This is a genomic window from Magnetococcales bacterium (assembly GCA_015232395.1).
Lineage (GTDB): Bacteria > Pseudomonadota > Magnetococcia > Magnetococcales > JADFZT01 > JADFZT01.
Genome location: JADFZT010000022.1, coordinates 11,254 through 27,417, shown reverse-complemented (window position 1 = coordinate 27,417; position 16,164 = coordinate 11,254). Strand labels below are relative to the sequence as shown.

Annotated in this window: 12 protein-coding genes; 10 read left to right on the top strand and 2 right to left on the bottom strand. The window is 55.9% G+C overall.

Annotation, left to right across the window (positions count from 1 at the left end; all coding sequences use genetic code 11):
* The first annotated feature begins 22 nt into the window (after positions 1-22).
* The 5 genes from tadA (at position 23) to HQL52_08410 (ending at position 5,218) form a co-directional block, all read left to right on the top strand.
* A complete protein-coding gene (tadA, locus tag HQL52_08430) occupies positions 23-1,993 on the top strand; it encodes a Flp pilus assembly complex ATPase component TadA (protein MBF0369466.1) in 1,971 nt (656 codons plus the stop codon).
* A 16-nt stretch (positions 1,994-2,009) separates the two neighbouring features.
* Positions 2,010-3,242 carry a type II secretion system F family protein gene (locus HQL52_08425; protein ID MBF0369465.1) on the top strand — a complete coding sequence of 411 codons (1,233 nt, stop codon included), beginning with the start codon at positions 2,010-2,012 and terminating at the stop codon, positions 3,240-3,242.
* Positions 3,243-3,368: 126 nt separating this feature from the next.
* Positions 3,369-3,953 carry a hypothetical protein gene (locus tag HQL52_08420; protein ID MBF0369464.1) on the top strand — a complete coding sequence of 195 codons (585 nt, stop codon included), beginning with the start codon at positions 3,369-3,371 and terminating at the stop codon, positions 3,951-3,953.
* Positions 3,954-4,185: 232 nt separating this feature from the next.
* A complete protein-coding gene (locus tag HQL52_08415; protein ID MBF0369463.1) occupies positions 4,186-4,557 on the top strand; it encodes a type II secretion system protein in 372 nt (123 codons plus the stop codon).
* Positions 4,558-4,777: 220 nt separating this feature from the next.
* Entirely contained in the window at positions 4,778-5,218 is a 441-nt protein-coding gene (locus HQL52_08410; GenBank protein ID MBF0369462.1) for a type II secretion system protein, read from the top strand.
* Between the two features lie 292 nt (positions 5,219-5,510).
* On the opposite strand, the gene HQL52_08405 is transcribed toward HQL52_08410, so the two are convergent.
* Positions 5,511-5,858, bottom strand: a complete 348-nt coding sequence (locus HQL52_08405; GenBank protein ID MBF0369461.1) for a hypothetical protein — start codon at positions 5,856-5,858, stop codon at positions 5,511-5,513.
* Between the two features lie 86 nt (positions 5,859-5,944).
* On the opposite strand from HQL52_08405, the gene gltB reads away from it, so the two are divergent.
* The 5 genes from gltB to HQL52_08380 all read left to right on the top strand — a co-directional run bounded on the left by gltB (position 5,945) and on the right by HQL52_08380 (position 13,943).
* Complete coding sequence (gene gltB / locus HQL52_08400; protein ID MBF0369460.1) at positions 5,945-10,483, top strand: glutamate synthase large subunit; 4,539 nt, start codon at positions 5,945-5,947, stop codon at positions 10,481-10,483.
* Positions 10,476-11,918 (top strand): glutamate synthase subunit beta, encoded by a 1,443-nt coding sequence (locus HQL52_08395; protein ID MBF0369459.1) that lies wholly within the window; start codon positions 10,476-10,478, stop codon positions 11,916-11,918. Before gltB ends, HQL52_08395 begins: the two co-directional genes overlap by 8 nt.
* A gap of 252 nt (positions 11,919-12,170) precedes the next feature.
* Positions 12,171-12,632 carry a thermonuclease family protein gene (locus HQL52_08390; protein MBF0369458.1) on the top strand — a complete coding sequence of 154 codons (462 nt, stop codon included), beginning with the start codon at positions 12,171-12,173 and terminating at the stop codon, positions 12,630-12,632.
* Between the two features lie 230 nt (positions 12,633-12,862).
* Positions 12,863-13,159, top strand: coding sequence for an STAS domain-containing protein (locus HQL52_08385; GenBank protein MBF0369457.1), 297 nt, complete (start codon positions 12,863-12,865; stop codon positions 13,157-13,159).
* Entirely contained in the window at positions 13,125-13,943 is an 819-nt protein-coding gene (locus HQL52_08380; GenBank protein MBF0369456.1) for a sulfotransferase domain-containing protein, read from the top strand. Before HQL52_08385 ends, HQL52_08380 begins: the two co-directional genes overlap by 35 nt.
* A gap of 466 nt (positions 13,944-14,409) precedes the next feature.
* Here HQL52_08380 and HQL52_08375 read toward each other — a convergent pair whose 3' ends face one another.
* Positions 14,410-16,074 (bottom strand): glycosyltransferase family 39 protein, encoded by a 1,665-nt coding sequence (locus HQL52_08375; protein ID MBF0369455.1) that lies wholly within the window; start codon positions 16,072-16,074, stop codon positions 14,410-14,412.
* Between the last annotated feature and the right edge of the window lie 90 nt (positions 16,075-16,164).

Below are 16,164 nucleotides of genomic sequence, written 5' to 3'. Positions count from 1 at the left end.
AGATAAGCCTGGACGATCTGGTATGCAGTTACGGAAAAAAAAGGCCCGCCTGGGGGATCTGCTCGTCCAGAATGGGATCATTACCAATGATCAGCTCGTCCAGGCCCTGGGTCATCAAAAAAAGAGTGGCAAAAAGCTGGGCGAAGCCCTGGTGGAGCTGGAGCTTGTCACCGACAAGAAGCTCCAGGGCTTCCTTGCCCAGCAGCGAAAAAAGGTCCGCATCGGCGACCAGCTGGTGGACCATGGGCTGATCTCCGAAGAACAGCTGAAAAAGGCGCTGTCCGAGCAAAAACGCACGGGTAAGAAGCTCGGGCAGAGCCTGATTCAGCTGGGTATCATCAGCGAAAAAAACTTTCTCGAATTTTTGGCCTCCCAGCTCGACCTCCCCTTTGTCGATCTCAAACAGTTCCGTTTCAACCCTGAAGTCGTTCAACTCCTCCCTGAGGCTTCTGCCCGGCGGTTTCGCTCGGTAGCGCTGGCTGATGGCACCGATGGGCTGCTGGTGGGGATGGCCGATCCCACGGATGTGTTCGTTTTCGATGAACTAAGCCGCCTGCTCAAAAAGCCGCCTCGCCTGGCCATGGTGAGCGAAACCGAGCTTTTGCGCACCCTGGATCGGATCTACCGCCGTACCGAGGAGATTCACGAACAGGCGGAAGTGTTGGGCGAGGAGGTTGCCAAATCGGACTTTAACCTGGATCGTCTGGTCCAGTCCGAAATGGTGGTGGACGCGCCTGTCGTCAAGATTCTCCAGTCGCTTTTTGAAGATGCGGTGCAGATGGGGGCTTCCGACATCCATATTGAGCCCGATGAAGAGGTGCTGCGGATTCGCCAGCGGATCGATGGGGTGCTCCAGGAGCAGATCGTCAAGGAAAAACGGATCGCACCGGCCCTGGTCTCCCGCCTGAAATTGATGGCAGGCCTGGAAATTGCTGAAAAGCGCCTGCCCCAGGATGGTCGCTTCAACATGACCGTGAAGGATCGCTCGGTGGATGTACGTCTTTCCACCCTGCCCATCCAGGATGGCGAGTCGGTGGTGCTGCGGCTTTTGGACCAGTCGGCGGACAATCTCAACCTCGACATGGTGGGGATGCCTCCCCAACTTCTCACCCGGTTTAAATATCTGATTACCCGCCCCCACGGTTTGATTCTCGTTACTGGTCCCACGGGTAGCGGTAAAACCACCACCCTCTATGGGGCGTTGAACCATCTGAACAGCGCGTCCAAAAAAATTATCACCGTCGAAGACCCGGTGGAATACCGGCTGCCCCGGATCAATCAGGTGCAGATTCGGGAAAAGATCGGTTTGACCTTTGCGTCCGTGTTGCGCACCGTTTTGCGCCAGGATCCCGATGTGGTGCTGGTGGGTGAGATGCGGGATCAGACCACCTCGGAAATCGCCATCCGAGCCGCCTTGACCGGCCATCTGGTGCTCTCCACCCTTCATACCAACGATGCGGTCTCCACCGCCATTCGATTGGTGGAGATGGGGGTGGAAGGGTATGCAGTGGCTGCGGCTCTGCGGTGTATCTCCGCCCAACGCCTGATCCGCCGCATCTGTCGGGACTGCATTGAAAAATATGTCCCGGATGACGAAGAAAAAACCATTCTTTTGGGGATGCTGGGCCCCCGGGTTCGGGGCGCTTTTCTCTATAAGGGGCGGGGGTGCCAAAACTGCAATCAGACCGGCTACACCGGTCGGATCGCGGTAGTGGAGTTGCTGGAGATGAAAGGCCCTCTGGCAGATGCCCTGCGCCGGGACGATACCGAAGGATTTTTTAAGGCGGCTCAGTCCCAAAAAGGTTTTGTCCCCTTGCATATGGCCGCCTTAAGCTACGCCTTGAAGGGGATCACCAGCCTGTCGGAAATGATGCGCCTCACCACCGATATCGATCCGGAAGACAAGGAGGATGAAGAGGAGGGTGATGCCAAAGCCGGGGAGGCTGGGGAAGAGAAGCCCGCTGCCAGCGCTGCACCGCCTCCAGCGGCCTGATTTTTGAGGTATATGCGTGCCAAAATTTAACTATACAGGTCGTTCGGAAGGCAAGGTCGTCAAGGGTGAGGTGGTCGCACCCAATGCCGATTCCGTGGTGGAGCAACTCCTCAACCGCCGCATCGAACCCATCTCCATCGATCCCGTTGCCGGCAGTGGTGGTAACAAGGGAGGCGGTGGTGGGGAGTTGGCCATGTTTATCGAGTGGCCCAGTGACGATGACCTCATCCTTTTTACCCGGCAAATGTTTACCCTCTCCAAGGCCGGCGTCTCCCTCATCCGTTCCTTCCAAGGGTTGGCAGAGTCCACCAACAACAAAAAACTGGTGGAGGCGATGGAAAAGATGTCCTTGGACCTGCAAGCGGGTCAGGAACTCTCCACCGCCATGTCCGAACACCCCAAAATTTTTGACAAGCTCTACATTCGCATCATCCGCATGGGGGAGGAGACCGGGCGTATGGAGGACTCCTTTCAGCAGCTCTTTGAATATATGGAGGTGGACAAGGAGACCCGCAAGCAGATCAAAAGCGCGCTGAGATATCCCACCTTCGTGATTATCGCCATCGTGATTGCGATGTTTATCGTCAACTATTTTGTCATTCCGGCCTTTGCCGGCATGTTTTCCCGTTTTGGTTCGGAACTTCCCCTGGCGACCCGAATATTGCTGGGTACTTCCAAATTTACCCAGGACTATGCCGCCTATATCATTGTTTTCCTGGGGGGGGTGGTCTATGGCTTTAAATATTGGAGCAATACCACGGCCGGGCGGCTCAAATGGGATCACCAAAAGCTGAAGCTGCCCATCGTCGGTTCCATCATCAACCGCGCCACCATGGCCCGCTTTGCCCGCTCCTTCACCATGGGGGCGAGAGCCGGGCTGCCGGTGATCCAGGTGTTGACGGCGGTTTCCGAAGCGGTCGGCAACTCCTTTGTGGAGTCGAAGATCAAAGAGATGCGGGCGGGTATCGAGCGGGGTGAGAGCCTCACCCAATCCGCCTACAACAGCGAACTCTTTACCCCCCTGGTGTTGCAGATGATGAGTGTCGGTGAGGAGACCGGCGGCATGGAAGAGATGATGCAGGAGGTGGCGGAATTTTATGAACGGGAAGTTTCCTACGATGTCAAAGGGTTGAGTTCCGCCATTGAGCCGATCCTTCTCACCGTGATCGGTGCCATGGTGTTGGTGCTGGCATTGGGTATTTTCCTGCCCATGTGGGATATGGGTTCTGCGGCCACAGGGAAAAAATAGCCAGTGGCCAAGGGGAGTAGGCCGGGCCAGGAGAGGCAGGCTGAAATAAGGAATGCATGTGGCTGAAGTGGTTCCAGGCCATTGGGGAGTGGCTCTGTGTCGGGGTGAAATAAGGAAGGGGAGGGGATGCTGGGATCCGTTTTAACCGGAGTGACGCTGATTGGGCTGGTATTGGGCTCCTTGGCTGGATTGGTCATGGGGATTGCCTTGTTGACCCGGCCCGGGGTGCGTGACGCTCTGGAAATGACCCCGTCGGAGGTTTTCCACAAATGGGTCTGGTCGATGACGGTGGAGCGCTTTGTCTACCGGCATCACCGTCTATTCGGGGGAGGGATCTCTCTGATATCGGCGATCATCCTGCATGTTCTCTGGAGCCACTTGGCTCGGGAATTGGGAGAGCCCACCCCCAAAGGGAGTGCCAGCTCTCGTCATGTGCGGGAGTGGATCTGGGATAGTTTTGTTCTTTTTACCGCCCTCTCGACGCTCTTTACCCTGGGGGTGGGGCTCTGTATCACCTTTCGTCCGAGCCTTCTTAAACGTTTTGAGGCGTGGGCCAATCAGCAGTTCTCCGGTGAGGCTGTCAAGAGCCATGTTCAATATCTTCGGAGCTTGCCCAGTCGCCTGTTGCACACCCATCCAAGGCTGATGGGTCTTTTGCTGATCTTTTTTTCAGGATGGGCTTTGTATGAACTTTTTGAGAATTTTTGGTGAATAATACGACATTTATCAAAATTATATAGGATGAAGAAGTTGTTACGTTCTGTTTCCGACTATGGGGTATCATTCAATTCGCTTATAGTTTAATATGGATGTGTGGTCCAATAGAGGGCCATGTGAGTCCTGTTCACTTTTCCACGCAAGGGCTGCGGCCCTTTGGGAAACCTGAGCGGGGCAATTTCCATCCTGAAGGTTGCGACCTGAAGGGAAATCAAGGAGTTGTACCATGAACACTCAAATTCGTAACCAAAAACACCGTGAAAGTGGCTTTACCCTCATCGAATTGATCATGGTGATCGTTATCCTGGGTATCCTGGCCGCTGTGGCTGTGCCCAAGTTTGCCGATCTGAGCAGCGAAGCGGAACAGGCTTCTGCGGACGGTATTGCCGGGGCGATCATGTCGGCCAGCGCCACCAACAAAGCGGTCTGTACCGTCTCTTCCGGCCACAACGACTGTGTCTCCCTCGCGGCTTGTGCCGATGTGACCAACATTCTCGAAGGGGGTCTGCCCGCTGATGCCGCCATGTCGGGTACCTACCCTGCCTGTATCGTGACCATCGGTTCCATGACCGCTTCAGCGACGGTTATCCAACCGTAACTTTGTTGACCTGACACGGTCGGGAGTGGCTTGACCGCTACTCCCGACAGAGCATCACCCCCCCCGGCCAGGAACAGGCTGGGGGGGGCTTTGCTGTTTGGGGATTGGGTTATCGCTTTTGGGGCGATTTTGTCGAGTGGTCTGGTCTGTGATCGGAACGAGGTGACGGCTTTTTGGTCTGTTGCGGGATGATGGGTCTGTTACCAGCGGGGTGGGAGCGATGAAAAGGGAGCGGCTCTTCCAGGGTTTGACTGGGATATCACTCTTTCCCAGGGTTGAAAAAACGGGGGCTGCCCGCTACCTGCAGAGTGGTTTCACCCTGATCGAGCTTATCATGGTTGTGGTGATTATCGGTGTACTGGTTGCGATTGCCGTGCCCATGTTTGCCGATCTCTCTGATGAAGCCGCCCAGACCGCTTTGGAAGGCATTGTTGGTGGCCTGGTCGCTGGTGGCCAGATCAATCTGGTACACTGCGCCGTAGATAAGCCCAGCTGTGCCAAGGTGGAAAACTGCACCGATGCTTCCCGGGTTTTGGAAGAGGGGCTGCCGGCCGGGTATGTCATCACCCCCAATCCGGTGGGTTTCCGGGAAGTGACCTCCTGCACCCTGACCCATACCGAAAGCGGTTTGACGGGCTCATTTCATATCTCCGGCACGTAAATATGGCCATTCCAATCAAGATGCCGTTGCTCCTTTGCTCTCATTCCCACGAAGGCGGGAATCCAGGGTCTCTGGCGCGAACCTTGTCCAATTTTGAGCCCCTTTCAGCAAAACTCCCGGCTTCCTGAAAATTCGGCTTTTTGCTCAAGGGCTGTCATGATCTCCCTGGATCCCCGCATTCCCAGGAAATGGTGAGTCAGGTTTGCGGGAATGGTGAGTCAGGGAAGAGAGGCCATTTATTTGATTGAACGGCTATGGCAGATCTTTTGTGCTTTGCAGCATTTTCCTCGACTCACTTCGCCTTTTTCCTTTTCTCAAGGCCGGGATTACGGTAGTCTATCGGCTGTTTGTAACCAAATTTTTCCGGCGCCCCACCCGATTGATTGAGCGCTTTGACGCGTGGAAGTGGCCTGTTCGGGGCTTTCCCTCGGTTTTTTTTCGAAGCCTCTTTCCATCCTCTGCATTTGGTCACCCCCATTCTGGGGATGTATGATCCAATAAATGGATAAATTGGCTTGAGGGGCCTCAGTGGCTTGATTCCGGCTGCTTGTTTGACTGAAAAGCAGGGCGTTTTCTTGTCCCGCTTTTTGACGTGGCCTGCCTTTTTGATGTGGCCTGCCTTTTTGATGTAGATTTTCACCGGCTGCCTTGGTTGAACAGAGGTGTCGGTTTGGTTACTCTAATGCGTTTGTGTCATCTTCAGTGATCCCTCTTAGAGGAGTCGTTATGACCCGAAGCGGCCTTCCCGATAAACAGGGCCTTTATGATCCCCAATTCGAACGCGACGCCTGTGGCGTCGGTTTTGTTGCCAACATAAAGGGCGAAAAGTCCCACGAAATCGTGCGGATGGGTTTGGAGGTCTTGAAAAACCTCACCCATCGTGGTGCAGCAGGTTCCGACCCGCTGACCGGTGATGGCGCGGGGCTTTTAATGCAGATTCCCCACGCCTTTTTGGCAAGCGACTGCCGTCGGCTCAAAATCACCCTGCCACAACCGGGTGATTATGGCGTTGGCATGATCTTCCTCCCCAAGGAGGAGGGGATGCGCACCTCCTGTATGCGGGTGGTGGAGCAGATGATCGCCCAAGAGGGGCAGATGCTTCTTGGCTGGCGGGATGTGCCCATCAGCAAGGAAGCCCAGATCGGCTTTACCGCCAAGGCGGTGGAACCTGATATCAAGCAGGTGATCGTGGGCGTACGCAACCGCCCCGAGGATGCCGACTCGGAATGGTTTGAGCGCCGACTTTATGTGATCCGACGACGTATCGAAAATGCCATCATGGGCTATGAAACCAAAGAAGCCCGGGCCTTTCACGTCTCCAGTTTTTCCTCCCGCACCCTGCTTTACAAGGGGATGTTTTTGGCCGAACAGGTCGGAGGATATTATCAGGATCTGGGTGAGCCGGAGGCGGTCAGCGCCTTTGCCATGGTGCATCAGCGTTACTCCACCAACACCTTCCCCACCTGGGATCTGGCCCAACCCTTCCGCATGATCTGCCACAATGGCGAGATCAACACCCTGAGGGGCAACATCAACTGGATGCGCGCCCGGGAAGGGGTTCTCGCCTCACCGATGTTCGGTGATGATCTGAAAAAACTTTTTCCTCTGGTGCCTGAGGGGCTTTCCGACTCCGCATCGTTTGACCGGGCGTTGGAATTTTTGATCATGTCGGGCCGCTCTCTACCCCACGCCATGATGATGATGATTCCCGAAGCGTGGGAAAATCATCAACAGATGGATGACGAGCGTAAGGGCTTTTACGAATTCCACGCCTCCCTCATGGAACCCTGGGATGGTCCTGCGGCGGTCGCTTTTACCGATGGTCGGGTGATCGGGGCTACCCTGGATCGCAACGGCTTGCGTCCTGCCCGCTATCAGGTGCTCAAGAATGGCCTGTGTGTGATGGCCTCGGAAGCGGGGACCTACACCTTTCCCCCGGAAGAAGTGCTCCACAACGGTCGTCTGCAACCCGGTCGCATGTTCATCATCGACATGGATCAGGGTCGGATTATCGACGATACCGAGGTGAAGCAATCCATCATCCAGAGCCAGCCTTACGGCGATTGGGTCTCCCAAGGCCTGGTCGATCTGGATAAGCTGCCCGAAGGAACCCCTCTGGCGGCTGAGGCGATCCCCTTAAAGACGCAACAGCGCACCTTTGGCTACACGGAAGAAGATCTCAACGTCCTGCTGGCGCCCATGGCCCTGAGTGGTCGTGAGCCTACCGGATCCATGGGCAACGACGTGCCTTTGGCGGTGCTTTCGGATAGAGCCATCCTGCTTTTCAACTATTTCAAGCAGCTCTTCGCCCAGGTGACCAACCCAGCCATCGATCCCATCCGGGAAGAGCTGGTGATGAGCCTCTATATCCAGCTGGGTCCGGTGGGCAATCTTTTTGAAGAGGCCCCCGAGCACGTCCATCGTTTGCGCCTGCGTCAGCCGATCCTGACCAACGAAGATTTGGCCCGCATTCGGGCTGTGGATCAAAAGGGTCTCAATGCCCGAACCTTCTCCATGCTGTTCCCGGCCAAGAGAGGTGCGGCGGGTATGGAGTACGCCCTGAAGCGACTCTTCGATGAGATTACCCAGGCGGTGGGGGAGGGGTGCAACCTGGTGATTTTGTCTGACCGGGGTGCGGATGCTGAAAATGTCCCCATTCCGAGTCTGCTGGCTACCGCTGGGGTTCACCATCACCTGATCCGGGGAGCGTTGCGCAATCGGACCAGCCTGATCGTCGAAACCGGCGAAGCCAGGGAAGTGGCTCATTTCGCTTTGCTGACGGGTTACGGTGCGGGGGCCATCAATCCCTATCTCGCCTTCAGCTCCATCGACGAAATGGCCGCCCAGGGACTTTTCCCCAAGGATGTCACCCCCCAAGCCCTCCATGCCAAATATATTACGGCGTTGGGCAAAGGGCTTTTGAAGATTTTTTCCAAGATGGGTATCTCCACTCTGCAGAGCTACTGTGGCGCGCAGATTTATGAAGCCATCGGCCTCAGCCATCAAGTGGTGGAACGCTACTTTACCGGCACGGTCTCCCGCATTGAGGGGGTCAACCTGGAAGGTGTCGCCGAGGAGTCCCTACGCCGCCACCGCACCGCTTTTGGCGGTAAAGTCATCCACAAGGATGATCTGGATGTGGGGGGGGACTATAAATACCGTGTTGAGGGAGAGCGCCATCTGTGGAATCCCGAAACCATCTCCTGGCTCCAGCGGGCCACCCGGGAAAACAACTACGACTATTACAAAAAATTTACCAAGCTGATCGACGAGCAGTCCCAGGCGCTGTGCACTCTGCGGGGAATGTTTCGCCTGAAAAAAGGGCGCAAGCCGGTGCCTCTGGATGAAGTGGAGCCCGCCAAGGAGATCGTCAAGCGTTTCGTCACCGGGGCGATGTCTTTTGGATCGATCTCCAAAGAGGCCCACGAAACCCTGGCCATCGCCATGAACCGCCTGGGTGGAATGTCCAATACCGGTGAAGGGGGAGAGGATCCGGATCGTTTTACCCCCCGACCCAACGGTGACTTTGCCCGTAGCGCCATCAAACAGGTCGCTTCCGGTCGTTTCGGAGTTCACAGCCACTATCTGGCCAACTCCGACGAAATGCAGATCAAGATCGCCCAGGGTGCCAAACCCGGGGAGGGGGGGCAGCTGCCGGGTCACAAGGTCAATGATGTGATCGCCCGGACCCGTAACACCACCCCCGGGGTGACCCTCATCAGCCCGCCGCCCCACCACGATATCTACTCCATCGAGGATCTGGCACAGCTGATTTTTGATCTGAAGAATGTCAATCCCCGAGGCCGGGTGTCGGTGAAGCTGGTTTCTGAAATAGGCGTGGGGATTATCGCGGCAGGTGTGGCCAAGGGTCACTCCGACATGATCCTCATCTCCGGTGGTGACGGTGGCACCGGGGCAAGCCCGGTCAGCTCCATCAAACACGCTGGTGGCCCGTGGGAATTGGGCCTTTCCGAAACCCACCAGACCCTGGTATTGAACGACCTTCGCAGCCGGGTCCGCCTTCAGGTGGATGGCCAGATGCGCACTGGACGGGATGTGGTGATTGGTGCGCTGCTGGGTGCGGAAGAGTATGGTTTCTGTACCGCCGCGCTGATCGTGGAAGGGTGCATCATGATGCGCAAGTGTCACCTGGGCACCTGCCCGGTGGGCATCGCTACCCAGGAGGTCGCTCTCAGACGCAAATTTACCGGCAAGCCCCAACACGTGGTCAACTATTTCTATTTTGTGGCCAACGAAGTTCGGGAAATCATGGCTGAGATGGGTTTCAAAACCATCGACGAGATGATCGGACGGGTGGATCGGGTGGATGTGGACGAGGCCACCGATCACTGGAAGGCGCGGGGACTTGATTTTACGGCGATTTTGACCAAGCCGGACGTCCCCCCCAACATCCAGACCCGCTGTGTCATGGCCCAGGATCACGGTATCGACGGGGTGTTGGATCACAAGCTCATGGAGCTTGCGGATCTGGCCTTCCAAACCCGGGAGCCCATTGAAATCCGCCTGCCCATCCACAATACCGACCGCACCACCGGTGCCATGCTGGGGGGAGAAATTTCCAAACGGTTCGGGGTGGAGGGATTGCCGGAAGATACCATCAAGATTCACTTTGATGGGGTGGCAGGCCAAAGTTTCGGGGCCTTCAACGTCCGGGGGGTTTCCCTGCATCTGGACGGCCAGGCCAACGACTATGTGGGCAAGGGCATGTCTGGTGGCCGTATTGTGGTCAGGCCCCCCAAGGTCTCGGGTTTTCTGGCTGAGGAAAACATCATCGTCGGCAACACACTGCTCTATGGTGCCATTGGGGGTGAAGCCTATTTTCGCGGCTTGGCTGGAGAGCGCTTCGGTGTGCGCAACTCCGGAGCCCAAGCGGTGGTGGAGGGACTGGGTGATCACGGCTGTGAATATATGACCGGCGGCACGGTGGTGGTGCTGGGGGCAACAGGTCGCAACTTTGGAGCGGGCATGAGTGGCGGGATGGCCTTTATCCTGGATCCCGACAAAAAATTCCCCTCCCTTTGCAACATGGCCATGGTGGAGCTGGAAGAGGTGATTGATGCTGAGGATAAGTCCCTCCTGAAGGCATTGATCGAAAAACACGCAGCCTATACCGAGAGCCCTTTGGCGAAACGGTTGTTGGCTGATTGGGAGACCACACTGGGCCATTTCGTCAAGGTGATGCCCATGGAATATAAACGGGTACTTGCCGAAATGAAGGAGCGAGAGGCCGCAGCCAATGGGTAAAACAACAGGTTTCATGGAGATCGACCGGGAGGTGCCCCAAACACGTCCCGTAGCGGATCGCGTGGCTGACTGGCAGGAGCTGTACCAGGAGTTTCCCCTGGAGCGTCTGCGGCAACAGTCGGCTCGGTGTATGGATTGCGGGGTGCCTTTTTGTCACAACGGCTGCTCTTTGAACAATCTCATTCCGGTGTGGAACGACTGGGTCTACCGGGATCAGTGTGAGGAGGCTGTCCGGGCACTGCACCGCACCAATAACTTTCCGGAATTCACGGGTCGCATCTGCCCGGCGCTTTGTGAGTCTTCCTGTGTGTTGGGGATCATCGCCGAGCCGGTGACCATTCGGGAGATCGAAAAAACCATCGCCGAGGAAGGATTCAAGCGGGGTATCATCAAACCCGAACCGCCCTCGGAAAAAACCGGCAAGAAGATCGCCGTGGTGGGCTCCGGTCCTGCGGGTATGGCCGCCTCTCAGCAGCTGGTACGGGCGGGTCACGATGTCACCCTGTTTGAAAAAAATGAGCGGGCGGGTGGGCTTTTGCGATTTGGGATCCCTGACTTCAAGATGGAAAAATGGGTCATTGATCGCCGCCTTGAGCAGATGAGTGAGGAGGGCCTTAAAATTCGCACCGGGGTAAATGTCGGTGTGGATATTCCGGCAGATGCCCTGCGTAAGGATTATGATGCGGTGGTGTTGACCGGTGGTTCAGAAGCCCCCCGGGATTTGCCTGTGCCGGGTCGGGAGCTGGACGGCGTTCATTTTGCCATGGACTTTTTAAGCCAGCAAAATCGCCGGGTAGCCGGGACCATCCTCCCCAAGGATCAGGATATTCTGGCCACAGACAAGCGGGTGGTGGTGATTGGTGGTGGTGATACCGGTGCCGACTGTGTGGGAACCTCCATTCGTCATGGGGCCACTTCGGTGACCCAGATCGAATTGCTTCCCAAGCCCCCCATGGGACGCTCCCAGGAGACCCCTTGGCCCCTCTGGCCCCACATGATGCGAACCTCCACCTCACACCAGGAAGGGTGTGAGCGACTCTGGTCGGTGTTGACCACCTCTTTTGAAGGGGAAGGGGGGCAGGTCAAGGGTCTGAACTGTGTCCGACTGCGCTGGGAGGCTCAAGAGGATGGCGGGCGGCCTGAAATGGTGCAGATTCCCGGTTCTGCGTTCACCCTGGAAGCTGATCTGGTGCTGCTGGCCATGGGCTTCCTGCATCCGGTGCAGCCTGGCCTGATCAACGATCTGGGCGTGGAGCTGGATCCCCGGGGTAACGTCCAGGTGAATGCCCGCCACATGACCAGTGTGGAAGGGGTTTTTGCTGCGGGAGATGTGGCCACCGGGCAATCCTTGGTGCTGAAAGCCATCGCTGGCGGTCGCGCTGCGGCTCGGGAGGCGGATGCCTGGCTCAGGGGCAGTGAATCGGTACTGCCATAGAAACAGATGATAAATATTTATCGCCAGCCAGCGTTTGCGTTTTTTCAGCGTTGGCTGGCGGTTGCTTACCCCTGGTTTTCACCCGGAACAGACTCTTCATTCTCTTTTCCTGCCGTTTCATTTCGTTGGGTTCCCAACGATCGTTTCCAGGTTGCTGACAGATCACTCTCTCTGCTGTCCAGGTTGCCGCTGGGTATTTTGCGTGGTCGCCGTTGGAACATACCCATCCTGATGGTTGCCTTGAGCCTGTTTTTGTCGCCAACATCAGCGCTGTCGGCCTCTTGGCAAGGCACGGTGATGCAGGTGTATGATGGGGACACCCTCAAAGTCAAACCGCGAAATATTTTGCGCTATCCCGATAAAAAACGTGGGGTTCGAATACGGTTGGCGGAGATTGATACCCCGGAGCGGGGGCAGCCCTATGCCAACCGGGCCAAACGATTTACGACCCGCCTCACCCTGGGCAAAAAGGTGACGGTGGAGGAGAAGGAGTGGGACCGCTATGGTCGGATGGTGGCCCACATTGTTCTCCCGGACGGAAAAAATTTAAGCCAGGAGCTGTTGAAGAGCGGGCACGCTTGGTGGAATACCAAATATTCCCGGGATAAGGCGTTGCAGGCGATGGAAAAAAAAGCCAAAAACAGACGTATCGGTCTTTGGAAAGACCCCACCCCGGTGGCCCCTTGGATCTGGAAGAGATATCACCGTCGTTGAAGGGGATTATTCTGGCGGGCAGTGTATGATATAGATTTTGTTGTAGGGTTGGAGTGTGGTTTTGTTTACGTGGCCGACAAAAAGTGCCTTATGAGCTTGCAAAGATAGAATAAATTCAGCCAAAATGATCCGGTTTTTGGTGTTGTTACCTGTCGGAATGAGTGGATCCAAGGTAAGGTGACCTTCCTGAATCGCTGTTAGACTTCCAAACCAGTAAACTGGACCATACGATGGATGTGATTGAAAGAGGCGGAAAAGTTATCATCACCCCAATCGGCGAATTGGGGTATGAGAGTCGTAAAGCGCTGCAAAACATCTACAATCAATATGAGCCCGGCACCCACTATATACTCGATCTCAAGCAGATCGACTATATTCTCAGCAGCGGTTTGGGGGTGCTTTTGATGTTGAAGGAGCATAACGAGGCAGGCTCCCAAAAAAGCAGGATCGAAATCATCAACGCCAAGCCGGAAGTGCGTAAGATTCTCAAATTTGCCCACTTCGACAAGCTGTTCACCCTCTTTTGAGCGCGCCGTAAGTCGCCCCCTTACGGATGGAAATCAAAGTCTTCAACAAACCCCGCCCCGGGTTATTGTTATCAGCCATGAACGCTCGGGCACCCATTTTTTGATGAACTCCCTGGCCGCTTCCTACGGCTATGTCGCCAAGCCCTGGATCAACTTTGATTCCGATCAGTTCAATATCAACTATTTTCACCCCCCGAGGGTGGCCAGGTTTTTTCAGCAATTCAGCAGCTACCCTCTTTCCCAGATCATCAAATCCCACCACCACGTTGATTTTTTTGCGGGGGTGCTGGAAGAGATTACCCAGTCCTTCATCATTCTCTACATCCATCGGGATCCGAGAGGGGTGATGCCGAGCTTTTGGCGTTTCAACAATCAACTGGCCTGGCGGGAAGGCCCCCAAACCGAAACCTGCCAGCAGTTCATTCGTGCGCAACCCGGTGGTCGTCTGCTGCGTTATCAAATCAACCAGCAAAAAAGCATGGTTCACCGCTGGCAGAGTCATGTCAGTGGCTGGGTCTCAGCCGCCCGCCACAACCCCCACATCCAGCTCGTCAGCTACGAAAAATTGCGGGATGATTATCGGGGGGTGATGGAGGAACTCTCCCCCCTCCTTCAGCACCAACCCACGGCCTTCACCCCCCCCGACAAACTCACCAACGTCGTCTCCCCCAATACCGGATATCAGCCCCAGTGCCAGTTTGGCGAAGTGGACGAGGCGTTTTTTCAGGAGTGCGCTGGAGATCTGCTGGCTAAACTGGGATATGGTTTGCCATCAGACCGTTAGGCTCTTCATATAGCAGTTCTATCTCAAAATTGAACACTCTTCCCTGACTCGTCATCCCCGCGAAGGCGGGGATCCAGGGAGCTGATGATTGCCCTCAAGGAATAACCAAATCTTCAAGAAAGGCCGGTGTTTTGCTGAAAGTGATGCAAGATTTTGGAAAGGTTCGCGCCACCCCCCCTGGATTCCCGCATTCGCGGGAATGACAGAAAAAGTACAGCGGCATATGTCCAATTCTTGATTTGAACTGCTATACCAATTCCGGCTCAACAGGTGAGTTGAAGTTTAGCCACAGAGGACACAGAGAAAACCAAGGTCGAGCCAAGATCGTGTCATGCAGTAGTTTGAATATTAAGCTGTTTTTCATGATTTTCCTCTGTGGCCTCTGTGCTCTGGGTAGCAGATTTTTCGGTTTTGAATGAAGTTGAAAACGAAGGCCTTAAGCTTATCGTTTGAACCAAAATTTGTATTAGAATAAACTCTCAGAGACTCCTTTGGCTTGCCCGTTTCCCAGGTCACCCAAGGAAAAGCGTCGATCCTGTTTCTGAAAAGGGTCCGCCATTTTTCGATAAATCACCACATCCCCGACAAAGCTCTGAAAGGGGCCCCAATAGCGTCGGTAGAGAATCCGCTCCAGGGTGAGGGGGGGTGTCATGGGGATGACCTGCACGGGACGAAAGGGGAGCACCCCGGACCAGAGGGCATCCAGATGTCGCACCCCAAACAGATCCGGGTGGTAGATGTTATCCCGATCAGGGGTGCCAAAGGGGGAGAGCCGGGAGCGGCGGTAGCGGTAGGTGTGTACCTCGTGGAGAATGATCCAGTCAAAGCGATCCAGCCGGGGTACGCTTCGGTCCCGGCGCTTTTGCCGGGTCACCCGAAATCGCTCTTTTGGTAGTGCCAGATAGGCGTAGCGCCCTTGTAAAATAGAACTCCCCTGCCCGGCATGCTGCAAAATCCACTGCCGGGCCAGGATGCGGCTATCGTTCCAGAAGGGCCGCTCCCCATCGATGGCAAAGAAGAGCAGATAGGCGATGAGAGGGGCGGTTGCCAGCAGTTGTTTGGGGAGTGACCACCCTTTGGGCAGAGAGTGGATCCAGCCGAAGGCCGCCAAGCCACAAAAAACCGGCACCAGGGGGAGCAGATGACGCTCGAAGGGATCATCCAGCAAAAGCAGTAAGCCGAAATGGATCAAAACCGGGGTGCCAAAGCAGCCCCAATGGAGCCATGGTCCCTGATGAAACCCTTGGCCTCCCGGCTCTTTTCCCTTTTTGACGGCAGCCCAAAGACCGACTCCAGCCGCAGCCACCACCGGAAAAGAGAGCCCCGGCGCCAGGGAGATTATAATCGTCGCCAGGGTCTCCAGGGGGGAGTGCCTGGGAATGACCTGGATGGAATCGGAGAGGACATTATCCCAGATGGCCAAAAAACCTTCCGGACCAATGGCAAAGCCGTTGACCGGAAAAAATAGCGCCATCCCTACCACCAGCCCCAACAAAAAATCCCGCTGTTTTTCCCGGCTGGTGACGAGGAGATAGATCAGAGGCCCCACCGCTGCCAGAGCGAGCTTGGTGGAGATGGCCAGGGTGCAAGCGGCCCAAGCTCCTCCCTGGCGCCAGCGAGATCGGCTGGTGATGGCCCCATGGGTGAGCCACGCGGCCATCCAGACCCAAAATGTGCTGGCCATATCCGCCACAGCCAGATGGCTCTGTACCACCACCAGGCTTGATAAGGCCACCATGGCTGCGGTCAACAGGGCGGCAGGGCGATTTCGAAAGGCGTCCCGCACCGTCACGAAAGCCAGGAGCACCAACCCCACCCCATAGCAGAGGGAAACCCAGCGCCCCCCACGGATCAATTGATCGGAATCCAAACCGCTCCAGGAGCCTTGAAGAAGCCCCGCCATCCCCGCCATCTGCAAACCGAAGGCTTTGACATAGTTGGAGTCATGGTCGATGGGGCCTTGGGTAAACTGTCTGGCGACCCGCACATGGAAATATTCATCGGTATTCCAGGTGGTGAGCTGCCCCGGCACCAACTCCCCATCCCCCCACCACATCCCGGGCAGACGGATCAACAGGGCCATGAGTAGAATCAGCCCCAGGGGCAGGAAGGATTTGAGTCGGTGGGACATCGGGCCTTTTGATGGAACAGATGGGGTTGTTCAGGGATTCATTCGTCAGATTACGGAAATTCTTCTCCCCCCCGCAACGTTGATTGCAGG

Coding starts and splice junctions, on each gene's coding strand:
- HQL52_08385 (MBF0369457.1), top strand. CDS start 12,863: ATGGATGTGATTGAAAGAGGCGGAAAAGTTATCATCACCCCAATCGGC.
- gltB (MBF0369460.1), top strand. CDS start 5,945: ATGACCCGAAGCGGCCTTCCCGATAAACAGGGCCTTTATGATCCCCAA.
- HQL52_08375 (MBF0369455.1), bottom strand. CDS start 16,074: ATGTCCCACCGACTCAAATCCTTCCTGCCCCTGGGGCTGATTCTACTC.
- HQL52_08410 (MBF0369462.1), top strand. CDS start 4,778: ATGAAAAGGGAGCGGCTCTTCCAGGGTTTGACTGGGATATCACTCTTT.
- HQL52_08420 (MBF0369464.1), top strand. CDS start 3,369: ATGCTGGGATCCGTTTTAACCGGAGTGACGCTGATTGGGCTGGTATTG.
- tadA (MBF0369466.1), top strand. CDS start 23: ATGCAGTTACGGAAAAAAAAGGCCCGCCTGGGGGATCTGCTCGTCCAG.
- HQL52_08415 (MBF0369463.1), top strand. CDS start 4,186: ATGAACACTCAAATTCGTAACCAAAAACACCGTGAAAGTGGCTTTACC.
- HQL52_08395 (MBF0369459.1), top strand. CDS start 10,476: ATGGGTAAAACAACAGGTTTCATGGAGATCGACCGGGAGGTGCCCCAA.